The 24,587-nt window shown below is 39.1% G+C and carries 14 protein-coding genes; 3 read left to right on the top strand and 11 right to left on the bottom strand.

Annotated features, from left to right (window positions below; all coding sequences use genetic code 11):
* Positions 1 to 95 precede the first annotated feature (95 nt).
* Together HXT41_RS00605 and HXT41_RS00600 are read right to left on the bottom strand one after the other, a co-directional pair.
* Positions 96 to 2,174: a YhgE/Pip domain-containing protein gene (locus HXT41_RS00605; protein WP_004110836.1), complete on the bottom strand. Its 2,079-nt coding sequence runs from the start codon at positions 2,172 to 2,174 to the stop codon at positions 96 to 98.
* Positions 2,164 to 2,940 (bottom strand): ATP-binding cassette domain-containing protein, encoded by a 777-nt coding sequence (locus tag HXT41_RS00600; RefSeq protein WP_004110838.1) that lies wholly within the window; start codon positions 2,938 to 2,940, stop codon positions 2,164 to 2,166. The genes HXT41_RS00605 and HXT41_RS00600 overlap by 11 nt, the downstream gene beginning before the upstream one ends.
* 533 nt (positions 2,941 to 3,473) lie before the next feature.
* On the opposite strand from HXT41_RS00600, the gene HXT41_RS00595 reads away from it, so the two are divergent.
* Entirely contained in the window at positions 3,474 to 4,814 is a 1,341-nt protein-coding gene (locus tag HXT41_RS00595; protein WP_162863127.1) for a Na+/H+ antiporter family protein, read from the top strand.
* Positions 4,815 to 5,027: 213 nt separating this feature from the next.
* Here the strand turns inward: HXT41_RS00595 and HXT41_RS00590 are convergent, their stop codons facing one another.
* The 5 genes from HXT41_RS00590 to HXT41_RS00570 form a co-directional block, all read right to left on the bottom strand.
* Entirely contained in the window at positions 5,028 to 5,606 is a 579-nt protein-coding gene (locus tag HXT41_RS00590) for a LemA family protein (RefSeq protein WP_103013960.1), read from the bottom strand.
* Between the two features lie 80 nt (positions 5,607 to 5,686).
* Positions 5,687 to 6,673: a DUF3137 domain-containing protein gene (locus HXT41_RS00585; protein WP_116431794.1), complete on the bottom strand. Its 987-nt coding sequence runs from the start codon at positions 6,671 to 6,673 to the stop codon at positions 5,687 to 5,689.
* A 438-nt stretch (positions 6,674 to 7,111) separates the two neighbouring features.
* On the bottom strand, positions 7,112 to 8,878 hold the full coding sequence (locus HXT41_RS00580; protein ID WP_421788720.1) for an ABC transporter ATP-binding protein: 1,767 nt from the start codon (positions 8,876 to 8,878) through the stop codon (positions 7,112 to 7,114).
* Between the two features lie 257 nt (positions 8,879 to 9,135).
* Complete coding sequence (locus tag HXT41_RS00575; RefSeq protein ID WP_116431796.1) at positions 9,136 to 9,945, bottom strand: nucleoside phosphorylase; 810 nt, start codon at positions 9,943 to 9,945, stop codon at positions 9,136 to 9,138.
* Between the two features lie 146 nt (positions 9,946 to 10,091).
* Entirely contained in the window at positions 10,092 to 10,514 is a 423-nt protein-coding gene (locus HXT41_RS00570) for a GNAT family N-acetyltransferase (protein ID WP_004110858.1), read from the bottom strand.
* Between the two features lie 681 nt (positions 10,515 to 11,195).
* Between HXT41_RS00570 and cysK the strand changes: the two genes are divergently transcribed.
* Both cysK and epsC read left to right on the top strand, forming a co-directional pair.
* Entirely contained in the window at positions 11,196 to 12,128 is a 933-nt protein-coding gene (cysK, locus tag HXT41_RS00565) for a cysteine synthase A (protein WP_116431797.1), read from the top strand.
* A gap of 142 nt (positions 12,129 to 12,270) precedes the next feature.
* Positions 12,271 to 13,128, top strand: a complete 858-nt coding sequence (gene epsC, locus HXT41_RS00560; protein WP_116431798.1) for a serine O-acetyltransferase EpsC — start codon at positions 12,271 to 12,273, stop codon at positions 13,126 to 13,128.
* A gap of 166 nt (positions 13,129 to 13,294) precedes the next feature.
* Here the strand turns inward: epsC and sstT are convergent, their stop codons facing one another.
* The 4 genes from sstT to HXT41_RS00540 form a co-directional block, all read right to left on the bottom strand.
* Entirely contained in the window at positions 13,295 to 14,551 is a 1,257-nt protein-coding gene (gene sstT / locus HXT41_RS00555) for a serine/threonine transporter SstT (RefSeq protein ID WP_116431799.1), read from the bottom strand.
* Positions 14,552 to 14,977: 426 nt separating this feature from the next.
* Positions 14,978 to 21,067, bottom strand: a complete 6,090-nt coding sequence (locus HXT41_RS00550) for a GA module (protein WP_421788718.1) — start codon at positions 21,065 to 21,067, stop codon at positions 14,978 to 14,980.
* A gap of 183 nt (positions 21,068 to 21,250) precedes the next feature.
* The gene (locus tag HXT41_RS00545; protein WP_421788716.1) at positions 21,251 to 22,564 is read right to left on the bottom strand and encodes an MFS transporter; all 1,314 of its coding nucleotides are present in this window, start codon (positions 22,562 to 22,564) and stop codon (positions 21,251 to 21,253) included.
* A gap of 22 nt (positions 22,565 to 22,586) precedes the next feature.
* Positions 22,587 to 23,849 (bottom strand): YcaO-like family protein, encoded by a 1,263-nt coding sequence (locus tag HXT41_RS00540; RefSeq protein WP_102702995.1) that lies wholly within the window; start codon positions 23,847 to 23,849, stop codon positions 22,587 to 22,589.
* Positions 23,850 to 24,587 lie beyond the last annotated feature (738 nt).

The following is a 24,587-nucleotide window of genomic DNA, read 5'->3' as shown; positions in this document are numbered from 1 at the left end:
ATTTATAAAGTAACTAAATTAAACAAAATTCACTAAAAAATCCCCGCAACCAACAAGAGCTGCGGGGATTTTAATTATCGCGCCTGCATGAACGCTTATGCATCAAGCGTTATTACAGGATGCAAATCAAACATTTTTACAGTACGCTTCATGCGGAAGGCAATGCTTGTTATGGCAATCGCAATAACGCCGAAAAGCACAAGCATTCCAATGCCTGAAACTATTTCACCACTGTTCTTTCCAGACATTGCTTGACGCAACCCCATAATCGAGTACGTCATTGGCAAATATGGGTGAACAGCTCTAAAGAATGCCGGCGTCATTTGTACTGGGAACGTTCCTGCAGAGCTTGTGATTTGCAACATAAGTAGCACAATCGCAACTATTCGCCCTGGCATGCGGAACACCACCATAATCATTTGCATTATAGCCATAAAGACTATTGACGCTAGAATCCCCAGCGCGTAGAATGCAACAACATTATCGATTTGGAACTTCAACGCTCCTTGAACAACGCCCATAAGAATAATCGCTTGCGAAACGCCCATAATCACAAACGGCGTCAAGCTAATAAGCGCGCTTTTAAGCGGATTCATGCCGTTTAGTATCGCTCGCCTATCCATAACTCTCAAAACGAATGTTGTCATAAGAGCACCAACCCAAAGGGCGATAGAAATAAAGTAAGGAGCAAAACCAGTTCCATAGTTTTCAACGTGCGAATACTCGTGCTCCTCCAAGGAAACTGGTGCGCTCATCATCTTACTTTTTTGAACAATACCGTTTACTTTTCCAGACTTTTGAGCATCTTTAAGCCCGTCATGCAATTTCTTAGTACCATCAACAAGCTTTGGAGTGTTATCAGATAGCTTCTTAGCGCCGGAATTAAGCTGATCAGAACCGTTCACTATTTTCGCAGAACCTTGTGCAGCTTCATTCACGCCACTATTTAGTTTCTCGCTACCGTTACTTACTTGAGCCAAACCGTCAGCAAGCTTATTTGTGCCAGCAACTAACTTATCTGAACCAACATTAACTTTCTCCATGCCTTGCATAAGAGCGTCAGCACCGCCCTTTATTTGCAAGCTCCCTGCAGAAAGCTTGTCTGCTCCAGCGCTTAAAGCAGAAAGATTTGTTTCTAGAAGATTAGAATTTTCACCTAATCCTTCTGCCAATCTTTGCAAATTAGCAAGCACGTCTTCCTTTGTTACTGCTGGGTTTTGCGCTTGCATAAGAAGACCAGTAATTTGTGCTTTTGTTTCAGCGTTTCCAGCTTTAACATGTTCTTCTAATTCGTTGCTTGAAGCTGCAAGCTTTTGAGCTCCTTCATAGAATTCGCTTGTCGCTGCCGATAGCCTTTGCGTTCCTTCGCTTAACTGTTGGGCTCCGTTTGCTAAATCTTGCGTTTTTTGTGCAAGATATTGAGCTCCTTCTTTGCTGCGAGCATTGGCTTCAGTTAGCGTATTCGCGCCTTTTTGAAGCTCCCCTAATCCGCCTTGAAGTTTTTGCAAAGATTGCGAAAGTTTATTCGACCCATCTGCAAGCTTATTTATTCCGCCTTGCAAAGACTTTGAACCTTCATGCAATGCTCCAGCACCGTTTGCAGCAGCACCAAGAGAATCGGAAGCTGAATTAACTTTCGCAAACATGTGCTCCCAATACTCTTGAGCAATCGCCTCGCTAATCTCAGTACGCATAGTGCGGAAAGCAGTTTTACCAATTTGTGAAGCCAGCATATTGCTTGCTTGATCGTACTTTACGTGAAGTTTTGCTTTAGTTGGAGTATCGTATTGCGCGGAAGCAATGCACTTACTAAAGGAAGCTGGAATAGTTGCTACCATAAAATAGTTGCCATTTTTAAGGCCCTTATTTGCTTCAGCACTATTTACAAAATTCCATTGGAAACCTTCACTACCGTCTTTTTGATTCTTTAAACGAGTTTTGATTTCGTTTCCAATGTTTCGCATTTTGCCGTTAATCATAGCGCCATTGTCTTCAACAACAACAGCCACAGGCACAGTATCCAAAGTCTTATAAGGATTTGTAAATGCCCATAAGTAAAGCGATCCGTATAAAAGTGGAATCAAAGCTACGGTTCCAATAACAAGCTTTCGAGCTTTTCCTTTCATCGTATTGTTAATCTCACGAAATGCAAGAGCAATAGTACTAACGTGCATTGTTTTCACCACCGTTTGCTTCACTTGTAGCAAGTTGAGAATCAGTATGAGAATTTTCTGTTTTCTCATTATTTGGCATAAGTCTTAAGACTTGATCCGCTTGCTTTTCTAACTCACTTTGCAAAACTCCAACAAGGCAGGAGCAGTAGTTTTTGCTAACATATTCGCGAATATCGGAAAGTAAGCATTCGCGTTGCTCACTAGTAAGCTCCGTCTCAATTCCATCAACAAATAGCAGCCACGGTTGCTTTAATAATGCCAACGCAATTGCCAAACGCATGCGCTCGCACGGAGTCAACTCTCCTATTGCTGTTTTGTGAGGAGAAAATACTTTCCATTGAGCAAGAAGATTGTACGCGTATTGGCGCAATGCTTCGCGATTTTTTACATCATTTTTATACTGTTCGCGAAATAGTGGCGAAGATGATGCGAGTTTTAGCTCACTCATCAAAGCTTCTTCTATTGTTTGCATTTTGTAGAATTCGTTAATTCCGTTGAATAATCCCAATCCCACATATTTACGTGATTTTTTAAAATCGTTAGGAAGAGTTGAGTCCGCAATAGTAAGAGTTCCGTTCGTAAATTTCATATAACCAGACAGTGCAAGCAGCAAAGCTGATTTTCCAGAGCCGTGTTCACCTGATATTGCAACGATTTGATGAGGCTCTACTTTTAACGATACGTCCCAAAATGGTGTTCTTCTAAATATTTGTAAGCCTAATTCTTTAGCTTCTAAAAGTGTTTTACTATCTTTCATAATTTGCATGTTTGACGCTTGTAATTAAGATATGTCGTAATATCCTTTTTACTTAGAGCGCCAGGCATTCCTCCTTACTCTAAATACTCTAAATAACTTATTTTCAGTTTTTTAGTTTTTCAGTTTGTTGTTTATTGTTTACTGCTTATTTTTAGATCTTCACAATTAGCAAAACAATTTTTAATTTTCGCATTGCTTTATCGCCACTTTTCAGCAGTAAACTCACGTTGCAATACTGCAATAAAACGGTGTAAAACCGAACATTTGGTGATTTATCAATTCTTCACCACTAATCATTTAGAATACTCTTTTGTGCAAACAATTGTTGAGTTACACTAATTTTTTTATTTAATTGTTTATATTTTATATTCACTCAAGAAACATGTTGTAAACACTTCCATGCTATATTGTCTTTAATTACTAAATGTAAGAAATACATATGTAAGAATACATATGCAAAAATACAAGCGTAAGCAATACGAAATAAAACGTATTGCTTCAAACAATACATTAACATTCAAGCATTTGAAGGGGTGAACGGCATGCTAGGTTTGCAAATTTTAAATATCATATTTAATCCGGTTATTGTGTCGGTTGTAGTGCTATGCGCGCTTAGTCTTGCAAAACTTAATGTTTTGCTAGCAATGATTATAGCTTGCATTGCAGGTGGCATTGCCGGTCATCTTCCTCTTTTTGGTGACGGAAATCACACAATTATGGCTTTGCTTTGCGACGGTTTCTCCACCAACTCACAAACCGCTTTAGCCTACATTCTTCTTGGAACTTTTGCGGAAGCAATTACCGCAACAGGCTTAGCTCAAATTATTTCTAAAAAAATTAGCTCAATTATTGGCATGAAAAAGTACGCTCTACTTGCGGTACTAACTATTATTGCATGCATGTCTCAAAATATTGTGCCGGTTCATATTGCTTATATTCCTATTCTTATTCCGCCTATTTTGAGAGTTATGAATAAGATGAAGCTTGACCGTCGAGCTGCAGCATGCTGTACTGCTTTTGGTCTTGAGGTTCCATATATTGCTATTCCGTTTGGCTTTGGTCTTATTTTCCAGACTGTTATTGCTACGAATCTTTCTAAAAATGGCATGAAAGTTAGCGTTGCGGACGTTAGCGCTGTGAACTGGTATTTGGGTGCTGCAATGCTAGCAGCTTTGCTATTTGCCGTATTTGTGCTCTATCGCAAGCCTCGCGAATACGAAACCACCGAAGCTGATACTCGTGCTGCTGACGCTGTTGTCGGACCTCTTAATTTACGCCATTATGTGACTATTCTCGCAATTATTGTTGTTGTAGTAGTGCAAATTATTAGTAAAGATCTTTCACTTTCTTCTCTTGCAGGTCTTGCAACGATGATTATCTTTGGCGCAATAAAGTGGAACGACATCGACAAGCAGCTTACTGGCGGCGTAAAACTCATGGGTCTTATTGCGTTTGTGATGCTCATTGCGGGAGGATATGCTAACGTGATCCAAGCTACAGGCGGAGTTGAGGAGCTTGTGCACTTGGGTGTTGCTTCTATGGGTCAGAACAAGCTTGTTGCTGCATTTGTGATTACAATTATTGGTTTGCTTGTGACTATGGGCATTGGTACTTCGTTTGGTACGGTTCCTATTCTTGCGGTTTTGTTCGTGCCACTGTGTCAGAGCATTGGTTTCAGCACTCCTGCAACGATTCTTCTTATGTCTTCCGCTGCAGCTCTTGGAGACGCAGGTTCCCCTGCTTCTGATACTACGCTTGGACCTACTTCCGGCTTAAACGCAGACGGTCAGCACAGTCATATTTGGGATACTTGCGTTCCAACGTTCCTTATTTTCAATATTCCGCTTATGGCTGCCGGCATTGTAATATCGCAGTTTATTTAGCAGATTATTTCCGAAAACACGGCAAGTAAAAAACGCAACTAGCGAATAACGCAAGTAACCAATAAACGCCAGTAGAGTTGAAATAAACTCCCTGGCGTTTATATTTAAATACCAATCAACCAATCACAAATCAGTCAATCCCAAAGTGGCCAATCACTGCAAATTCGCGGGCGATTGGCTATATTAGATATACCGTCTAGCTAAACATTTTCACTAGCTCAGTATGCTGTCAATATTCTTCTTATTGCTTAGATTATCTTCGTCAAGAAAAGCCATCTGCTTTATTCCGCTTAAGCTTGCAATAAGCGACACTGGGAAGGTAACAATATTTTGATTAAGAGTGCTTATATTACTATTAACAATTCTTTTTGCTGCCGCAAGCTGCTCATTTTCGTCGTTTATTTCTTCCTGCAAGTTCAAAAATTGTTCAGAAGACTTTAATTCCGGATAAGCTTCCGCCAAAGCAAAAATCTTCCCTATTGCATGATTCTGATTTTTGATTACCGAACTAGAATCCGCTGAGCCCAATCCCTCTCTTAAACTTACTAAATCCACTAATGTTGTTTTTTCATACTTTGCAAACGACTGCGCAACTTTAAGCATTTGGCAAATCGTATCGTATCTTTTAGCGAGCGCAATATCAACGTTTTTCCGCGACTCTTCTATAATCACCCTATATTTTCTTAGCCTATTTAACATGCCAATAAACCAGACAATAAGCACTACAAGCACTATTGCAACACAAATTAGCACAGTGTTCTTATCCATAACGTCACCCATAATGTCTCCCATAACATCTCCTTTAGTTCTAGTATTTTCTAATTTTTTAGTTCGCTAGTATTGCAATTTACTAGTTTCTACTTTTGTAATTTTTACTTTTGTAATTTCTCTCTAATTACGTTAATTATTTCGTAATACTCAGCCAAAATATCTCTAAATTTTGCATATTCTCTTGTTAAAGATAGGTTTTCTATTCCAGATTTTCCTGGAGCGCCGAATAAATACCGACCAGAATCAAAGGCTGCAACAATACGCTCACTATCTAGGTATAAGCAAACTCGCATTCTTTTTTGCAAATTATTCATTAGTTCTATAAAACTTGGATCTAATACCAGTTTTGTATAAAAATCGTCTGTAGAGAAGACTGAATACGAGTCGTTAAATTCAATGGATTCTGTCTGAACTTCGCTCTCCTCTTTTGTTTTTTTACCATAGTATCCATTTAGTTTTTGTCCCATAAAGTTCTTTCCAGTAACAGGGACGATTCTAATGTGGCCATTTATGTTGGTTTTTGAGTTTATTAATAAGACTTGCCCAATAAAATCCGTTTTTTTAACACTTTTTCCACTTTCACTTCTAGAAAAGTGGATTGCTTGCATATTTGAAAATTCAGTTTTAAATTCATCGCCAAAAATTATGTGTTTACTTGAATAATACCTACTAGATATTGGCAGAAGATTATCAAAAATGCTGCTGTCAATTCCTTCGGAATTGTTTAATACTGTTCCAGGCAGAATCACATTTAAAATCGGCGTTAAAACATTATCCGCATATAGCGCGTCTACATCAACCTTATTATTTACAAAAAACTTACCTGCAAAGCAAACAACAAAAACACCTACTATTAGTAAATAATATTTGTAACGAGAGTAATCAATATTTGGAAAATAGTTATACAAAGTGCCTAAAACCATTACTACCGGTATTATTGGAATTAAACGAATTGGATCAAAAGAGTTATTTTTTACGCCTTCTTTTAAAGCACTTAATTTTCCTTGTATTTGGGGAGATTGTTCTATTTGTGCGAGTCTGTTTAAAACTTCTGGATTTGTAAATACGCTACCATATTTTACATTCATGTCATCTCCCTTTTATAAATCACTCGTCATTTTTGACATATTTTGCGAATCACTATGCACAACGTTGTAGGATTTGAATTTACAGTATCATTGTTTGGGTTTGTCTGATTCTGATTACTTGAATCATAGTTACTCTGGTCATTAGTCATACTGATTAAACTGTTCCATATATGCCTTTTCTCTAACTCTATACAATCTAAATTACACAAGATCATTAAATAAAAACAGATTTTGACTAAAATTTATTTTGCAAAATTTTAAAGCAAAGAAAGCACTGCAAGTAACAGCGTAATTCCTTAAAATGTAACTCGAAAGCAGGTTGCATTGCTGAGAAAGTGGCCAATTGCTGCAAATTCGCACTTAATGGCTACTAACACTGGCTCAGAATCGCTTGCGCTAAATTGCACAGCGCATTGAGAGCAAACCAGCTCCACATCCTCACATAGACACAGTGTAAAGCGAGTAGAAGTAAGCTTTCTGATTCATAAGCTCCTCAAAGCTTCCGCGCTCAATAAGCTCGCCGCTTTTCATCACAAGAATCTCATCATATTGCTTAAGCGAATTAGCATCCAAGCGGTGAGTTACCACAAGTCGAAGAATTCCTTGCAAATCCAAAATAGACTGCGTTACGTTCGTGCCCGTCTCGTTATCTAACGCGCTCGTTGCCTCATCAACCAGCAGAATCTCGGACTTTTTAAGCAAGCTTCGCGCAATAGCAATACGCTGCTTTTCACCGCCAGAAAGATGACTACCATTCTCACCACACTGATAATCCTTGCCTTTAGCAGCAATCAAATCATCCAAACCAGCCAAGTGAATCACGCGATCCACTTCCGCATTCGGGAACGGCTTAAAAAGCGTAATATTATCTAAAATCGAAGCATCAAACATAAACACAGACTGCTGCATAAGAGTAGTCTTATCGTAAAGCGAACTCTTGCTCACATTGCTAAGCTCGTGATTATTCAGCTTCACACTACCTTCATAATCCTTGTAGTATCCCATAAGCAGATTAATCAAACTACTCTTACCAGCTCCAGAAGGTCCTACTATTGCATAAGATTTTCCAGCTTGCAAAGTTAGATTTACATTTTTCAAGACTTTATGATCCAGGTCATAAGCGTACGAAACATCGCGCAAAACAACGCTTTTAATAGAATCGTCAATGATCTCGCCAGAATCTTCCTTAGCGTTACTCATATAATCAGCCATCTTGCTAATAAGCTTCTTAGCGCCCTTCATCTCGCCAAGCATTTGAGGAAGACTTGCAATAGGCTGAAGCACGCCATTCATCAAATTAGTGAAAGCTAACACCATTCCAGCAGTAATAACGCCCACGTGAGCGTTAACCATCCAAGCGCCAACAAGCATCACGCCAAGCTGAGTTCCAAGACTTGAAATAGTACCAAGAGCAGAAACAGTAGTCATCGTTTTTTCGCGAAGATTCTTAGTATGCTCAAGCTCCATCGACTGATTCTGATAACGGTTAATAACCTCTTGCTCCGCCTTAAAACTCTTAATAACCGAAACGCCGTTCAAAACATCCTTCGTTAAGGCTGTATAAGACTCGTTCGACTTGGAAACCTGCTCCTCGCGAGTGGCAATCCCGTTAGCTGTAAGAATCGAGCACGCCATTGGAAGCACAGAAATAATAAGAGCAATAACAGTGAGCAATGGACTATAATAAATCATAAGAGCCAGAGAGCTTACGAGCATAAGAACGTCTTGAAAAAAATCAAAAATCTTCTTCAAATACTTTTCTTGAATACGCTCACAATCATTAGTAAGCACAGAAAGATACGTGCCGGAATTCGCGAGCGAAAAATCACTATAACTCTTCTGTAAAAGCTTCTTGATAACAGACTCTTTATACTGATTCATTGCTTTTTCAAGAAAGCGAGGGTACGAGCTGCGCTTCAACGCGAAAATCAGGGAGATTGCCAGCATAAAGGAAACAACAAGCAGCAAAATAGTAATTAAAGAGAAAGCTCCTTTACCTGCCATATAGTCGAAAATAATTTGCAAAATCCAAGAAATAGCAGTGTAAATCATAGACAAGGAAATAAAAACTATCATCGAAAGAAAAGCTACAAGCTTGTTTTCCTTGAAAAATAGTTTTACGTAATTTTTTACGTCGGGATGTAGTTTGGATGATTGCTGATTCGCGGGCGATTGCTGATTTGCTGTATTGTCAGTTTTGTTCATTCTCGCTACCTCTCACTTCCTTTATATCTATTTGCTATTCTTGCTATTTTTGCTATTTTTCGCTAATAGCATTTTCGCAGCTAGCATTTTCGCTTTCGAATTGCTAATCCACTCTCTACTAAGTATTGAAAGACACACTATCATACTTATCCTGATTGGTCATGCTTATCTGCTTGATAACACCTATAAATGCTTAAACACACTTATACGTAATGCTTGCTAGAAATAATAAGCATAGAGTTAAAAAAAAAATCAAATCAAATACGCAACACCGCTTCAACACAAAGCTCAAGCGCATACGCTTTAGAATCCCCGCCCCAATTGCGCTCATCATAATTTTCAACATCGTGCAAAGTATCTGCAGTGTAAAGAATCTCACCCCAAACAATCTCACGCATTTGCGCACAAGCCGCTAAAGCAGAACACTCCATTTCAACAACCGCGCATCCCTCCTGCTTACGATTAGCAACTTTCGTCTTAGTCTCACGGAAGAACCCATCCGTAGTCCACGTTTTAACTTCATGATAAGGCAAATTATGCGCCTGCAAAGTTTGCAAAATAGCACGCCTCGAACGCTCTGAAACATCAACATAACGACTTGGAGGCAAATAATGATAAGAAGTCCCCTCATCCCTTAAAGCTTTATACGGAACCAGAAAAACGTTTTCCGCATAATCAACTAGCGACCCACAAGAACCAGCACTAACAACTTCCCTAACGCCGTAAGAAATCAACCAATCTAAGATCTGAACAGCAGCAGGAGCGCCAACTGGAGCTTGTACTAAGCAGATTTTTTGAGTTTCTTCTTCTACTTCGCTGTTTGCGTCTTCCTTTACTTTTTTCTCTACTTTTTCTTCCAAAACATATATTGGATATACTTTAGTTGCAGATTCAAAATTTGCTACAATCGTAGCTTTCCTACTTAAAGCATACTGATCGATTGCATCGCCTAAAAAAGCAAAAACCGCTTTAGATGGAAGCTGAACAGAAATATTATCGTGATTTGGCATAATAACCGCACTTTTATCGGAATCATACTCTAAAATCGGCAAATCATATTCTGCCATACAATCAGCTCCTCCATAAGATCAGCTCCATCCTACAAGCAACTCAATCCTATACACAAATACACGCATTAGCACACGAAAATCACAAAGTGGCCAATCTATGCAAATTCGCACTTAATGGCTACTAGAGAATCATATTTTCTGCATCATGTCCTGTCTTTTATAAAACCGCAGCAATCAATTTCTGAAAACTCAATAAAACCAACAGACTTATAAAAAGCAATAGTTTTTTCAGTGCAATCCGTGGTCAATTGAATTTGACGAACGTTAGGATAGCAATCCACAATCGCCTTTAACAAAGCAGACCCTATCCCCTGCCTTTGATACTCAGGCAAAACGAGAATATCTTGAATAAAAACAACCGTGTACCCGTCACCAACAGCCCTAATAATGCCAACTAGCTCATCATTTTTATAAGCAGCTAAAATCTTGAGCGAATTGTTAAAACCATTTTCCAAAGCAGCTAAATCATCTGTGTACGCAGACCAACCAACGGAATCATACAGCTTTGGAATATCTTCGCTATTATACTTTTTGTACTCTTTTATTTGCACGTCTGTTAAATTCATTTACAACAACGCCTCCAAACACTGTGAAATCAACGTTGAAACCCTAAATTTTCTAGCGTAATAACTCAGTATATCAAGTCGCCTATCTCTTTAACATAGGACTTTAATGCGCCAACTGCACCAGTGCCCAAAAACAGGCAAAATCAGACACTCGCGCAGAAAAAGGAGTACGTATCAAGGTATGCCAAACACAAATCAAGTTTGACAAACGCAAATCCATTCGCTATAGTCATCACCTATCACCATTTCGACGAGTAAAGGAGTGCACATGTATCATACAAATATGATGACAAACTGTTGTTGTGACGTATGCTGTTGCGCATTTCTTAATCGAAATGATGTTTGCAAGCACTAAATATGCATAACATCTAGCCTATGTTAAAAGCATTTACGTTAGAACGCAGCAAATTACGATTTAAGAAACAGCGCGCTGTTTCTTTTTTTTATGCCAAAATTCGAATATAAAACGTTGAAAAGATAACAATTTAATACGGATTAGATATTAAACAGATAAATGGCATTTTTAGAAACAACTAATAAACAACAATCTCTTTATTAATAAAAAATTATTTTTTAAAAATTAAAAATAAACAAAATTAAACAAATTAAATTAAACAAAACAAACAAGTAAAACAAACAAGTAAAACAAACAAGTAAAACAAACAAGTAAGGGGAAATATTATGTCCAACATCTACAAGTCCGTGCAAGAACTCGTAGGCCACACTCCACTTCTGGAGCTTACTCACATTGAAAAAGAGTACAATCTTCAAGCAAAAATCCTCGTAAAACTCGAATACTTCAACCCAGCAGGCTCTGTAAAGGACCGCATTGCAAAGCAGATGATTGAAGAAGCAGAAACCACAGGCACAATTAAGCCAGGCTCAGTAATTGTTGAGCCAACTTCCGGAAACACTGGCATTGGTCTTTCAATGATCGCACAAACAAAAGGATACAAAAGCATTATTGTAATGCCAGAAAGCATGTCTATTGAACGCCGAAAACTTATGAAAGCTTACGGCTCCGAACTCGTGCTCACACCTGCTAAAGATGGAATGAAAGGCGCAATTGCCAAAGCGAAGGAAATCGTTGAAAGCACGCCAAATGCGTGGACTCCGGGACAGTTTACCAATCAAGCAAATGTGCACGCGCACTACAACACAACTGGTCCAGAAATTTGGCAAGACACTGACGGAAACGTGGATATGCTTATTGCAGGCGTTGGAACAGGCGGCACAATCACTGGTACTGGCACATACTTAAAAGAGCAAAATCCGCATCTTGAAGTAATCGCAGTAGAACCAGCCGACTCCCCTGTGCTCGCAGGCGGAAAACCAGGAGCGCACAAGATTCAAGGAATCGGCGCAGGATTCGTGCCAGATGTGCTCAACAAAAACATTTATAATCGCATTGTTCACGTAACAAATGAAGACGCAATCGAAAACGGCAAGCTTATAAGCAAAAAAGAAGGCGTCCTCGTTGGTATTTCTTCCGGAGCTGCGATTTGGACAGCAACCCAAGAAGCAAAAAGAGAAGAAAACAGGGGCAAAACCATCGTTGCAATACTGCCAGATTCAGGAGATCGATACTTGTCTACCGCATTATTTGAAGACTAACTACATTTAGGAGCCTACTTTAAATACGCAAGTTTTGATTAAATAATAAAAGAATAATAAATAACATTATTAGATAATGATCAAAACTATAGAATAAAGAAAATAGAAAATAAAGAAAATAGCAAAATAACGGGAGAAATGTATGAATGATCGCCTTGATCTTATAAATCAACTGAACTCAATTCACGATTCAGACATAAGGCAAGCTACATTCATACCTAATTACCGCAATATTATTGCACTCATACATGCAACTCAGGTGTTACTTTTGCCTGAGTTGCATGTGCACAATGTAAGCAACGATACTACGCAACTCAACGCTAGTTTGAATAATAACGCTAGTTTGAATACCGTTACTTCAAACGCATTAGACACTATAGAACGCATTATATTTCACGAACTTCAATCCTATACAAGCAACTCAATTAAAATTCGAGAAACTTGCAATCAATTTATAAATACTCTTCCTGCAATTAAAAAGTTACTTTTAACAGATATTCAAGCCATGTATGAAGGCGATCCTGCTTGCACAAGCAAAGTAGAAGTCACGCTCGCATACCCTGGTTTTTATGCAATGCTTATTCACCGCACAGCTCACGCACTCTACAAGCTTAACGTGCCGCTAATTCCTAGACTTATGAGCGAATATGCTCACAGAAAAACCGGAATTGACATTCATCCAGGAGCAAAAATTGGTGCATATTTTTGCATTGATCACGGAACTGGCATTGTAATCGGCGAAACAACTATAATCGGCGAGCATGTTAAGCTTTACCAAGGAGTAACGCTTGGTGCGAAAAGCTTTGCGCTAGACGAGGATGGAAATCCTGTAAAAGGCGGAAAGCGACACCCGAATATTGGAGACAACGTAGTAATTTACGCAAATGCTACTATTCTTGGCGGCGAAACAACAATCGGAAGCGGAAGTATAATCGCAGCAAACGCGTGGATAAACCGCAGTATTCCTGCAAACACAACCTACCACTTCCCTAAAGCCTAATGCGCGCTAAAAATACCGATTCCACTTCTACTATTTTATTTGAACATCTGCTAGATTCATTTACAATAAACATCCAAATATAATAAAAGTGCGCGATCTAAAACGTAAAAACGGAAGAACGCGCACTAGCAAGAATACTTAGCAAAAACTAGCAACAGCAGAACATCTACTTTTTAAGTTGCACAGTCTCGTGATCCTTGCCCATTTTGAATTCAATACCTGCACGCTGCCACATGCGATATTCGCCAACCGCAGTAAAGAGAACATCCGTGGAAGAGTTAAGTGCGGTTTCGCAAGAATCCTGAATAACACCAATAATAAGACCAATAGCAACTACTTGCATAGCGATATCGTTTGAAATACCAAACGACGAGCATGCAAGAGGTATAAGCAAAAGCGAACCACCAGCTACACCAGATGCTCCTGCAGCAGAAACTGCAGAAAGCACAGAAAGAATCACAGCCGTTGGAATATCAACGCGAATACCAAGCGTGTGAGCAGCGCACAAAGACATGATAGAAATAGTTATAGCAGCTCCGCTCATATTAATAGTTGAGCCAAGCGGTATTGAAACAGAGTAATTATCTTTGTTAAAGCCAAGTTTTTCACACAAATTCATATTCACAGGAATATTTGCAGCAGAAGAACGCATGAAGAACGCTGTAACACCCGAATCGCGCAAAGTTCTAAAAACAAGAGGATACGGATTCTTACGCGTAAGCACGAAAACCAAAATAGGATTAAGAATCAAAGCAACAACAGTCATTGTGCCTACTAACAAAGCAATAACGAAACCATACTCACTAAAAATACGAAGACCGTTACTTGCAACTGTTGTATAAACAAGACCCATAATGCCAAAAGGTGCTGCGTTAATAATCCAGTGGACAATTTTTCCAATAGCAGACGAAACGTTATCGAAAAATGCTTTTGTAGAAGGCTCGGCTAATCGCAGAGCAACACCGAAAGCAATCGCCCAGAAGAGGATGCCAATAAAGTTACCTTTAACGAGAGCATCTACAGGATTAACAACAATATTTAGCACAAGTGAATTAAGCACCTCACCAATTCCTTGAGGAGACGGCGAAGACGCTGCTGCAACATGAGCAAAAGTAAAATCAACAGGGAAAATCATAGCCGCACATACAGCTACAAGGCTTGCAGTAAACGTAGATAGCGCGTACAGCCCTATTACCACTTTCATGTTGCCAACACTTTTTGCTTGCGCAAGCGCACCAATAACTAGGCAAAATACTAAAATTGGCGCAACAGATTTAAGCGCACTGACGAAAAGTTTTCCCATAAGATCGAGCACATAGACGTGAGCTGGCACAAAAATACCAAGTGCAGCACCGAGAAAAAGACCAATTACAATGCGTAAAATAAGGTCAATGTTATTCCATTTTTGAACAATCTTGTGCATGAGAGTCTCCTGTATAGTAATTTGTGCAGAATGTTTTATACTCTTTTACGTGTATTAGCACTTGCAAGATTTTATTTTTTAAAGATTATACATAAGGATGCATATATATGCAAATCGTTAAGGTTTAATGTTTCGCTGTTTCAATAACTTAGCAACTCAGTGACTAAACGCTTCAATAAGTGCTTTGTAAGCAAGATAACTCTTAAAATATAGTAAGCAACAATAACTTCCAGTGTAATCGCAAATTAAAATAGCAAAATGCCTCACTTTGCGTAGTAAAGAAAGACGCAAAGTGAGGCACATTTTACATTAACTTCATTATGCTAATTAACTCAATACTCAGCAAACTTACTGAATACAATTAAGCAAACATTAAACAGCTCTAAACTAGCTGATCTGCAATAACCAGACCAGCTAGCAAATATTCTACTTACTACTGTGACGAGAAGTACCACGACGCTTAGCTGAGAAAAGCGCAGCACCAGCAGCACTAAGAGTTGCAGCAAACAAGCCAAACACAGACACGTCACTACCAGTCTTACTAAGCTGAGCAACACTACCACTCTTCAACACCTGAGCGCGCACAGAAGCACGAACATCAGCCGCATGAGCCTTAGCAGCAGCCAAAGCCTTACGAGCAGCAGAAAGATTCTTAACCGCAGCATCAACCTGAGCCTGGGTAGCATTCGGATCAGCAAGCACACGTTTAGCTTCAGCCAATGCCTTCTTATACACATCCAAATCAGGAGTTTCACCAAGCAAGTAGGCAAACGACTTGCTAAAGTGAGAATCATCATCAACTTCAGCTTGCAATACCGTCTTATTAACACCATTCAAAGCATCTTTAGCATTCTTAAGACTCTTTAACGCAGTATTAACAAGAGCTTGACGATCTGCTTGAGACTTAGTAGCAACTTCCACACCCTGACCAGCAGGATCAGCTAGCTTAGATATAAGCTCCTTCGCATCTTGCAAAGCCTTATTATATGCTTGCTGCTTTTCAGCAGTATCATACACGTACTTTACAGATTCTTTCACACTATTCTCAAGAGCAATCTCAGCTTGCAAATCAGCAATATCAACACCATTTAGTGCAGCAGCTGCGGTTTGAAGTTGAAGCAGCGCACCATTGACAGCAATCTGCTTCTGCTCAGGAGTATTCGCTGATTGAGCATTCTTCGCATCAGCAAGAGCAGACTCAGCAGCCGTAAGAGCAGTATCATACGCAGATTTCTTATCCTGAACAGCATTCGTATACTGTACGGACTTCTTCAAAGAATCAGCTTTGTTAACTTCAACCTGCAACTTAGACGTATCTACAGTTCCATCAAGAGCGTTAGAAGCAGTTTCAAGCTGAGTCTTAGCATCGCTGATTTCTTGCTCAGTCTTGCCCTTAGGCGAATCGAGAATAGCTTGAGCAGCAGCCACAGCATTATCAAACGCAGTCTTCTTAGTATCAGAAGCATTCATGTAAGCAACAGTCTTCTTCTTCGACTCAGCAGCAGTCACAGCCGCCTGCAAAGCAGAGGTATCGTGACCATCCAAACCAGTAACAGCATTATTAAGCGCAGAAGTAGCATCAGAAATTTCTTTCTCTGTTGCACCAGCTTTCTTTACAATGCTTTCTGCAGAGGTTATAGCATTGTCAAGAGCAGCTTGCTTAGCAGCAGAAGCATTCTTATAAGAAGCATCATTCTTCTTACCTTTTGCTTCTGCGAGCTTTGCTACCAATTGAGACTTGTCGTTACCGTCAAGTTCATTAACAGCCTTAGTAAGCGCAGTCAACGCAGTATTAACAGCTTGCTGCTTCTGCTCAGGAGTCTTAGTAGACTTAGCATTCTTAGCTTCAGTAATAGCAGACTCAGCCTGTTGCAAAGCCTTATCAAACGCAGACTTCTTTGCTTCAGAAGCATTCTCATACTTATATGCGTCCTGAGACTTAGGAGTAGTAACACCGGTCAACTTCTTAGCATTATCAACAGCCGTCTGAAGCTCAGCTGTATTAACCATTCCATCAAGACCGCTTATTGCAGTATTCAAGTTATTCAAAGCTGTGCTGATTTCAGAATCAGTGTGACCGTGAGGAGTCTTAACAAGATCTTCGGCAGTATTCAAAGCATCATCAAGAGCCTTTTTCTTCACAGCAGTACCATTCTTGTAAACAACTTCTTGCTGCTTAGCTTTTGCATTGGCGATAGCAGTCTGCAACTTACTCACGTCATTACCGTCAAGATTTTGAACAGCCTTAGTAAGCGCAGTCAACGCATCATTAACAGCTTGCTGCTTCTGCTCAGGAGACTTCTGAGACTGATCGCTCTTAGCTTCAGTAAGAGCGGACTCAGCCTGTTGCAAAGCTGTATCAAACGCAGACTTCTTTGCTTCAGAAGCATTCTCATACTTAGCATCGCCAGCAGATTGAGGGTTAGTTGACTTCTTCAGCTTCTTAACCTCAGAAACTTTCTGCTCAAGTTCAGTTGTATTAACTTTGCCATCAAGAGCAGCCTTAGCAGAATTGATAGCATTAACAGCTTGAGTCACTCGCTCAACAGTTGCATTAGCATCAGTAAGCACTGACTTACCATCAGTAATAGCTTTATCATAAGTAGTTTGCTTACTCTTATCTGCATTAATGTAAACAATAGTCTTCTTGAAGCCAGTGTCACCGTTAATAAGTTCTTGCAGCGCAGACTTATCAACAGTTTTGCCACCGAGATCCTTAACAGCTTTTTCTAATGCGTTCTTAATATTGTCAACTTCATCAGCAGTCTTGTTCTCAGCCGAATCAGTCTTAACAAGATCTTCCGCAGCCTTTAACGCACTGTCAAAAGCAGTCTTCTTATTATCCTTATAATCAGGCTTTGCTGTAAGAGTAGACTTCTGACCATTAACAAGAGTCACAAGATCCTTGAGCGACTTCATCTTGCCATCAAGCTCTTTAGCCTTAGTAACAACAGCAGTGATAGCGGTCTTGACCTTCTCAATAGTCTTCATATTCTCATTGGTCGGGTCAGTTTCAATATCATCAATCTCTGCTTTAAGCGCATCCTTCTGAGCTTTGTTAAGATTGGTGAGCTTATCTACTTCAGATTCAGCATCCTTCTTAGCTTTCTTTAGCTCAGCTTCCTCAAGAATACTCTCAACTTCTCGCAAATCCTTAGCATTCTCAATGCGACCGGTTAAACCATTGGCTTCTTGCTCAGTAATATCACCTTTCTGCTTCAGATCAGCAATCTTCTTCTTAGCATCAGCTTTAGCATCCTCAAACTCAGCATTGTTGAGAATCTCTGCAACTTTATCAAGATCTTTAGCGTTATCAATGTCACCCTGATACTTCTGCTTATCTTGTTCGCTGAGATTAGTCAACTCACCAATCTTCTTCTTAGCATCAGTCTTAGCGTTATTAAGACCATCATTATTACTGTTATCAGCAGCAGTCTGATTCTGAGTGCCCTTTAGTTTAGCAGCATCTTTGGCTTTATTTACACCATCAGTATCCTGAGCTTCATTAACTTGCTGAATAAACTGCTCTTTCCAATCAGGCTTGAGTTTATCATTCCCGTTAATTTCATTAATAGCAGCCTGTTTTTGCTTCTCAAGCTCAGCTTTCTTCTTAGCTTCTTCAGCCTTGCCTGTGTCTTGCTGCTCCTGTTGATTCTGCTTCGTTACCTCGCCATCAACCTTCGCATCATCTTTCTGCTGCTGCTGTTGCTTTTCCTGCTCAGCCTGCTGATCAGCTTGTTGCTGCTTTTGATCAGCTTCCTTTTGCTTCTTTTGATCCTGATCCTTTTGGAACTCGTTTATCTTCTCACGAATCTTTTCAGGATCAGTCTCATTACCAATCTTCTTTTCAAGCTCTTTCTTAGTTTTCTCAGCTAAGCCACTAGTAGCATTCTCAATCTGCTTCTGAGCATCTTTCTTTTTCTTCTCATCTTTACCATGCTCATCAGCAGACTTAATAATCTTGTCTACATCTTCTGGCTTAGTGATCTTGTTAATATCGTTCTGATGATCTTTCTTGAACTTATCAATCTCATCCTTACTCAAGCCATGCTTCTGAAGAATCTTGTCAATAAGATCCTCAGCTTCCTTCTTAAGCGCTTCAGGATTAGGAGCGGCAGCATTAGATACAAAACAATCATCTGCAGAAAGAGTGATTATTGTTTTTGGACCATAATTATCATTCTTTTTTATTTCAAACCCAGAACCACCTTCATAAATAGAGACAATATTATAGTTATTCCAAGACCCATCAGATAAAGTTAAATTAGAATTGTTATTTTCCCATTTATTTGAGAAATTATAGAGTTTCATTCCTCCAGAAGATTTTGGATCAGAAGAATGGAACATACCCATAAGATCAGGATTACTATTAATGAATTGATCCGTTATTGGATTACTGACATCCTTAGACTTCCAGTTATCTCTAATAAACTGTCGGGCAAAACTATTCCAATCAGCAGTCACTGGTTTATTTTTATCCTTAATGACAATCTTAGTAATGTTGTACTTGTACCCATTACTATTTTTTGTTTCAGTTTTTGGCTTTTCTGGATTCCCCTTGGTGTATACCAACTCAGAATAGTCGAAGGTAGAAGTTGAATCATCATTAAACTTAACAGTCATAGTATGCTTAGCATCATCAAACGTAATCGCCGTATTTTCATTACTGCCTTTTAGTTTGCTTTGAAGACCACTATTGGCTGTTAAGATGGCTTGCCTAATAGTTGACTGTTCATTGGTTTGAATTGCCTTAGCATCTTTTACAGCTGTACGAGCTGGAAGCGTAATGTAAGTGGTCTCATTAAGCTTCTTCGCTTGATACACCAGCTTGTTGCCATCGAGCTTATCAGTAGATGGAAAATCAGCAGTATTATCTTTATAAGTGATAGTTACGTTGCCTTTATTATCTACTGTAATAGATTTCTTAGCTTCTTCTAGATTGTTAGGCTTACCAATTGCATCTATGAAGTCAGATTTATTTTTATTTGCTTCATAAACTTTCTTCACAAGTTCCGTCTGCTCATTCACAGTCAACCCTTGTGGATTTCCAACTGCCATTGGCACTGGATAGTACGGCGTAAACTTATCCGCAAGTGAACGCTGCTTCTTTACAAGATACTTGCCTTCAAGCTTTTTAGTTGAAGGAGCGCCAATCTTATCAGTGAAAGTAATAGTCGCATTGCCACTAGCATCAACAGTCAAATCTTTAATATGCTTACCAGTATTAGCTGCTAAAATAGCATTCTTTACAGCTTGTTTCTCTTCCTTGCTTAATTGAGAAATATTTTTAACAGGAGTTAAATTGGTAGGATAGTTAATTTTCACCTTATCAGCAAAAGGAATATAACGCTTAGTCAGATTCTCCTTAGAAATAGTATCCGTAGAGTTATCCTTGTATGTTACCGTTGCGCTACCATCGTTATTGACTTTTACAGCCTTTTTGAAAGCCTCTTCAGTTTGAGTCTGTTCCATACCTTTAAGCTTTTTCAGCACATCGGTATTACTCTTATTAGCATTCCACAGCTTTGTAAGAACAGCCTTTTTCTCATCTTCTGAAAGATTATTTCCATATGTCGAAGAATCAACTTCTACTTTATCTGTAGGATAAGTAAGTTCCAATTCTTGTGAGTATTTTGGCAACGTCGGCGCAAGCGCAACCTTACCAGCAGTGTAATGCCAGTTGCCCATCACCTGGTACACACCTGCAGCAAATTTCAAAGGCTTCGTTTTATCATTCAGTTTAATAACGAAGCTAATCTTAGACTTTCTATTGCCTCTACTCTCCCAGTTAATAATCAAGGCACTAGTAGCGTCCTTATATTCCCTAGAAGTACCGAGAGTATTACCAGATTCGTCATAACCACCGGCTTCACCGGTCATTCTTTCCCAGTTATTCTTAAATTCAGTGCCTTGCTCTTTATTATTATCAAACCAGAAACGGCTGGCAGACTGATTCCAAGACTCCTTTGTATATGTTGCACCTGTTTGTTGAGAAGACGAATCACCAGTCAACTGTTCATCTTTGTACAAAGTAATTTTATTATCTACAATGTCAACACCCTTAGGCACACTCGCCCACCAGAATGGTCGACCACCCCACCATTCACCCTGAGAATTAAACTGGTACTCAACCTTATAATATTGTCCGTAAGTTTTTCTGTCTGCTGTTTCCTTATTATCGTTTTGTTTTTCATCGCATGGCACTAGTTTAATATCCACATACCTCTGCGCCTTTGTAGAAGAATCGCGATTCGCATACCTATAGCTACCATCAGGAAGATTAAAACCATTAGCCCAAGCTTGATGAGTTGGCAAACCAGCACCACAAGCAAGCAAGCTTGCCAATGTTGCAGTCACAGCAATTTTCGGTAAACGTGAAACCGCATACGACTTACATGCTTCTAAACGAGTTCCACTTATCTCTTTCGCCATTGAACGAAGTGTACTCGGCTTCAAATACGCGTAATTCTTAGACACATGTAAAGCATTTTTAGCAGCTTGTGTTTTCTTAACCATTAACAGTCCTCACTTATATATTTTCTCTTCAACTCGCTCTGCAGACGTAAACTCACATCTTGTAAAAGAGCTTGTTAATAGAGCAAAGGATACCCCCCCCCGCGTAATAATTCAAGTAATATAGGCAAAAACTACCATGCGATTAAGGTAACAACTATATTCAATATTAAATATTACAAATAATCATGCGAGCGCCGCATAGCTGGTATTTGGCAACTGCGGCAAAACAACAATCAAACCGGCAGTAAAAATCAGCGCGAGTATAGGCAAAAGCTGCCATTGGCACGTAGATGAGAATGCAAATCCAATCCAAGAACCAGTAGTAGCACCAATCGCAAACACAAGGCGCGCCCAACCAGAAAACTTAGCGAGCGCACTTCCTTTAAACAGAATCTGACGCGCAACAATAATCGGCTCTACTAGTAACATTCCACCAATCGCTTGAAGGAAGAATGCGAAGCACATCATTGGCAAAAGATTAATGAACATAAGGCAATAAGCAAGCAAGCTCACAGCAATACCTAAAATCGCAACTTTTCTTAAACCGAGTTTTTGAGAAGAATGCGCATATAAAACGGATGCGAGCACGCTTCCTACACCAGTAAAAATATACAATATCGTCAAAGAGTTAGAACCATATTGCTTACCAAGACCGAGAAGAATATAAGAAACAGAGCATGCAGGAATAAAAGCAACCAAAAGAGATCCTGCAAGAAGCATGATTTTACTCTTGAGTAACGGATTCTCAGATTGCTTAGCTGCAGATTTATTGGCAACGTCATTTTCTTGCGATACTTGCGATACTTGCGATACTTCTCCTTCTTCACTAATCGCTTGCGATTCATTCTCTACATCTTGCAACGCTTCCTCTTCTGCGCAAGACGCTTGCGCAATGTCTTGTTTCATAATAAATCGCGTAGCACAAGCCGCAAAAGAAGTCACGGACGAGAAAATCAAAACCACAGGAATCGACCAGCTCGCAATCCACGATCCTAATGGAGAGCCAAGTAATGTTCCTGTAATACTTGCCAAAATGCTCACAATGCCGCTGTAGTTTACAATCATGCTGTCGTCGCCGCCTGCAGCATCAACCTCGAAAACTTCGCTAGCAATATCAATCACTTGACCTGTAATCAACAATGCACAAGAAAGAGCTACAAGCGACCACTTCCACGCAGGAGAGCCAAACATAAGAAGCGGCAGCAAACCGAGCACGCCTTCTACGCCTTCAGTCATAGCAAGGGCGCGAAAACCGCCAAGCTTATCAACTATCCAACCAGAGCATGGCGAAAGAAAATCGGCAACCGTCATAAAAGTCTTACGAAAACCAATCACCCAAGCTGGCAAGCCAACAATAATAATCGAAGGCAAAACCGATCCTTCATACGCTTGATTACCAAGCATAGAAAAACAGAAGCCAACCAAAGCCCATCGCAATGCTGGACTAATAGATCTCATACGAATAAAAATATTATTCCGCTTACCAATAGCCTTCATAATAAGCCCCTTATAAATTACATTAATTGTGTTGACGAATCGACATTATTGATTTACGTTTTCTTAGACGACCTATAAGTTCAGCAGGAAAACCATGACGAATAACATGAAAACGTTCCAATCCTGGTGCGACAATTTGCACAACACTAGGATTGCATTTCATCGATTTACGCTCATAGTGGAATGCGTCACGTTTCCATATATCTATTCCGTACTTATGAAGATCATTTACTATATTATTTATCTGAATTTCTATGTTAGGAATAGATAAAGTGTCACGTATATCATATGACACTAATTTTTGTGAAAATTTCCCACTATCCTGTCTAATTTTTTCTAAGAATAAAGCTTTCTTAATATTTGGATATGAATGTACAAGATGTTTTAGTCTTTTGGATCTATCACGTTCTTCAGGATTAGAATAATCTTTATCTGCACATAACTCTTGCCATAACTCAAGAAGCGAACGATATGTTGCGTATCCTAAAAATTGCGATGCGCCGCATCCAAAAGTAGGAATTTCTTCTCTATCTGTCTTATAACATATAGATAGCACCACTGAGCCAGACAAAGCTGGAATCGATACAATATACACCTTGTTACCAGTTGCGCTCTCAATAGCCTGTTTTATTTCTTTCAATAATTCACAATTAGGAATTAAAAACTCTACGCATACATCATCAAATATATTAGAAAGAAGAATATTAGATGTTGCATCTCGTTCAATAAGTTCATTAAGCGCATGCAAAGTCGCTTCTTGGATAGAAGCACCTGCGGCCCATCCATTATTTGTATAGTAGCAACGAATTAAATTTTCATCAATAGAAGAAAACTCACCAGTAGACTTTCCACCGCAGTATTCTGGTGGTAACGAAGCAATAGCATTATCACTCATACTATAAAAAGTATAATCAGTATTTTTGCTTGCTGAATTAGAAAGATTAAGAATCGCATCTCCTTTTATTCGAAGAGATGATGAACAAGAATACAAAACAGACTGATTCGAATATACTATATGTTCCAATAATTCATATAAACCGCTAGTTAGAGATTCAAGCCCAAGACCTTTACCTCTAGCGGATTCTAAAACAATATCTGCACAATCAGCCTCATCTAAATAAACACACGAATCCAAAATACAAGTAGTGTCTAATGCTGATACTTCAACACTCCATTGCGATACTTCAACACTCCATTGCCACTTCTTTAAGGCAAATACCTCAATAATTGATGACAAAGAATCCATCAATGTAAATTCTCGTTCAGGTGAAACAAAATTAACCATAACATATCTTTTCACAAAATAATGCTGGCAATTGTATTACAAAATAACAAAACCGCCAGCATATTTATTTCAATTTTCATCATCGTCTGGTATTTCACCAACAAAGAAATCACTCATACTAGTAAGATGTGGAGTGCTGTGTTCAGTTCCAGTACGTCCCATAATATTCACCTTTCAATAAAAAATAATAACTCATTTAATTTCCTTTTAAGTTCATTTAAGAACTCATTTAAGAACTTTGGTAAAAGATACTATTACTTCTTACAAAAAAATACAATACAGTTATAAGTCATGAATACAAAACAGTAACAAATAATAAATTTTATTAATTATTTTAAGAAAGACTTATAGTAAATTATTGTATACTATTCTTGTAATACTGTATATCTTGCCTAATCGTTTCTAGCGAACTTTGTGTGCCCACATGTCTTGCGTAGGTTTTAAGTAGTCTTTTTTGCATGTTTTGACCGCTTAATTATGAATGGTTTTACCTAAGATCGTAAGGAGATAGTAGCCATATGTGTCTAATTTGCACTTTATTAGCTATGCTTGGAGTCCTGGAACACAGATTAATACCGTTGCTACAATTTTGGCCGGTGCTGTGGTGACGCTTCTAGTGTTCTGGAAACAACACAAGACAAGGTAGCAGTAAAACTATACTTTTCATACACAGAAGTAGCAGCGGCAACAACCGCAAAAGCAGACAACACCATCATGCGCATTTAATGTCGCCAACAA

Origin of the sequence: Gardnerella sp. DNF01189 (assembly GCF_049244195.1) — a bacterium.
In the GTDB taxonomy this organism is placed as follows: Bacteria; Actinomycetota; Actinomycetes; order Actinomycetales; family Bifidobacteriaceae; genus Bifidobacterium; species Bifidobacterium swidsinskii.
This window is presented reverse-complemented; position numbering and strand designations above follow the sequence as displayed.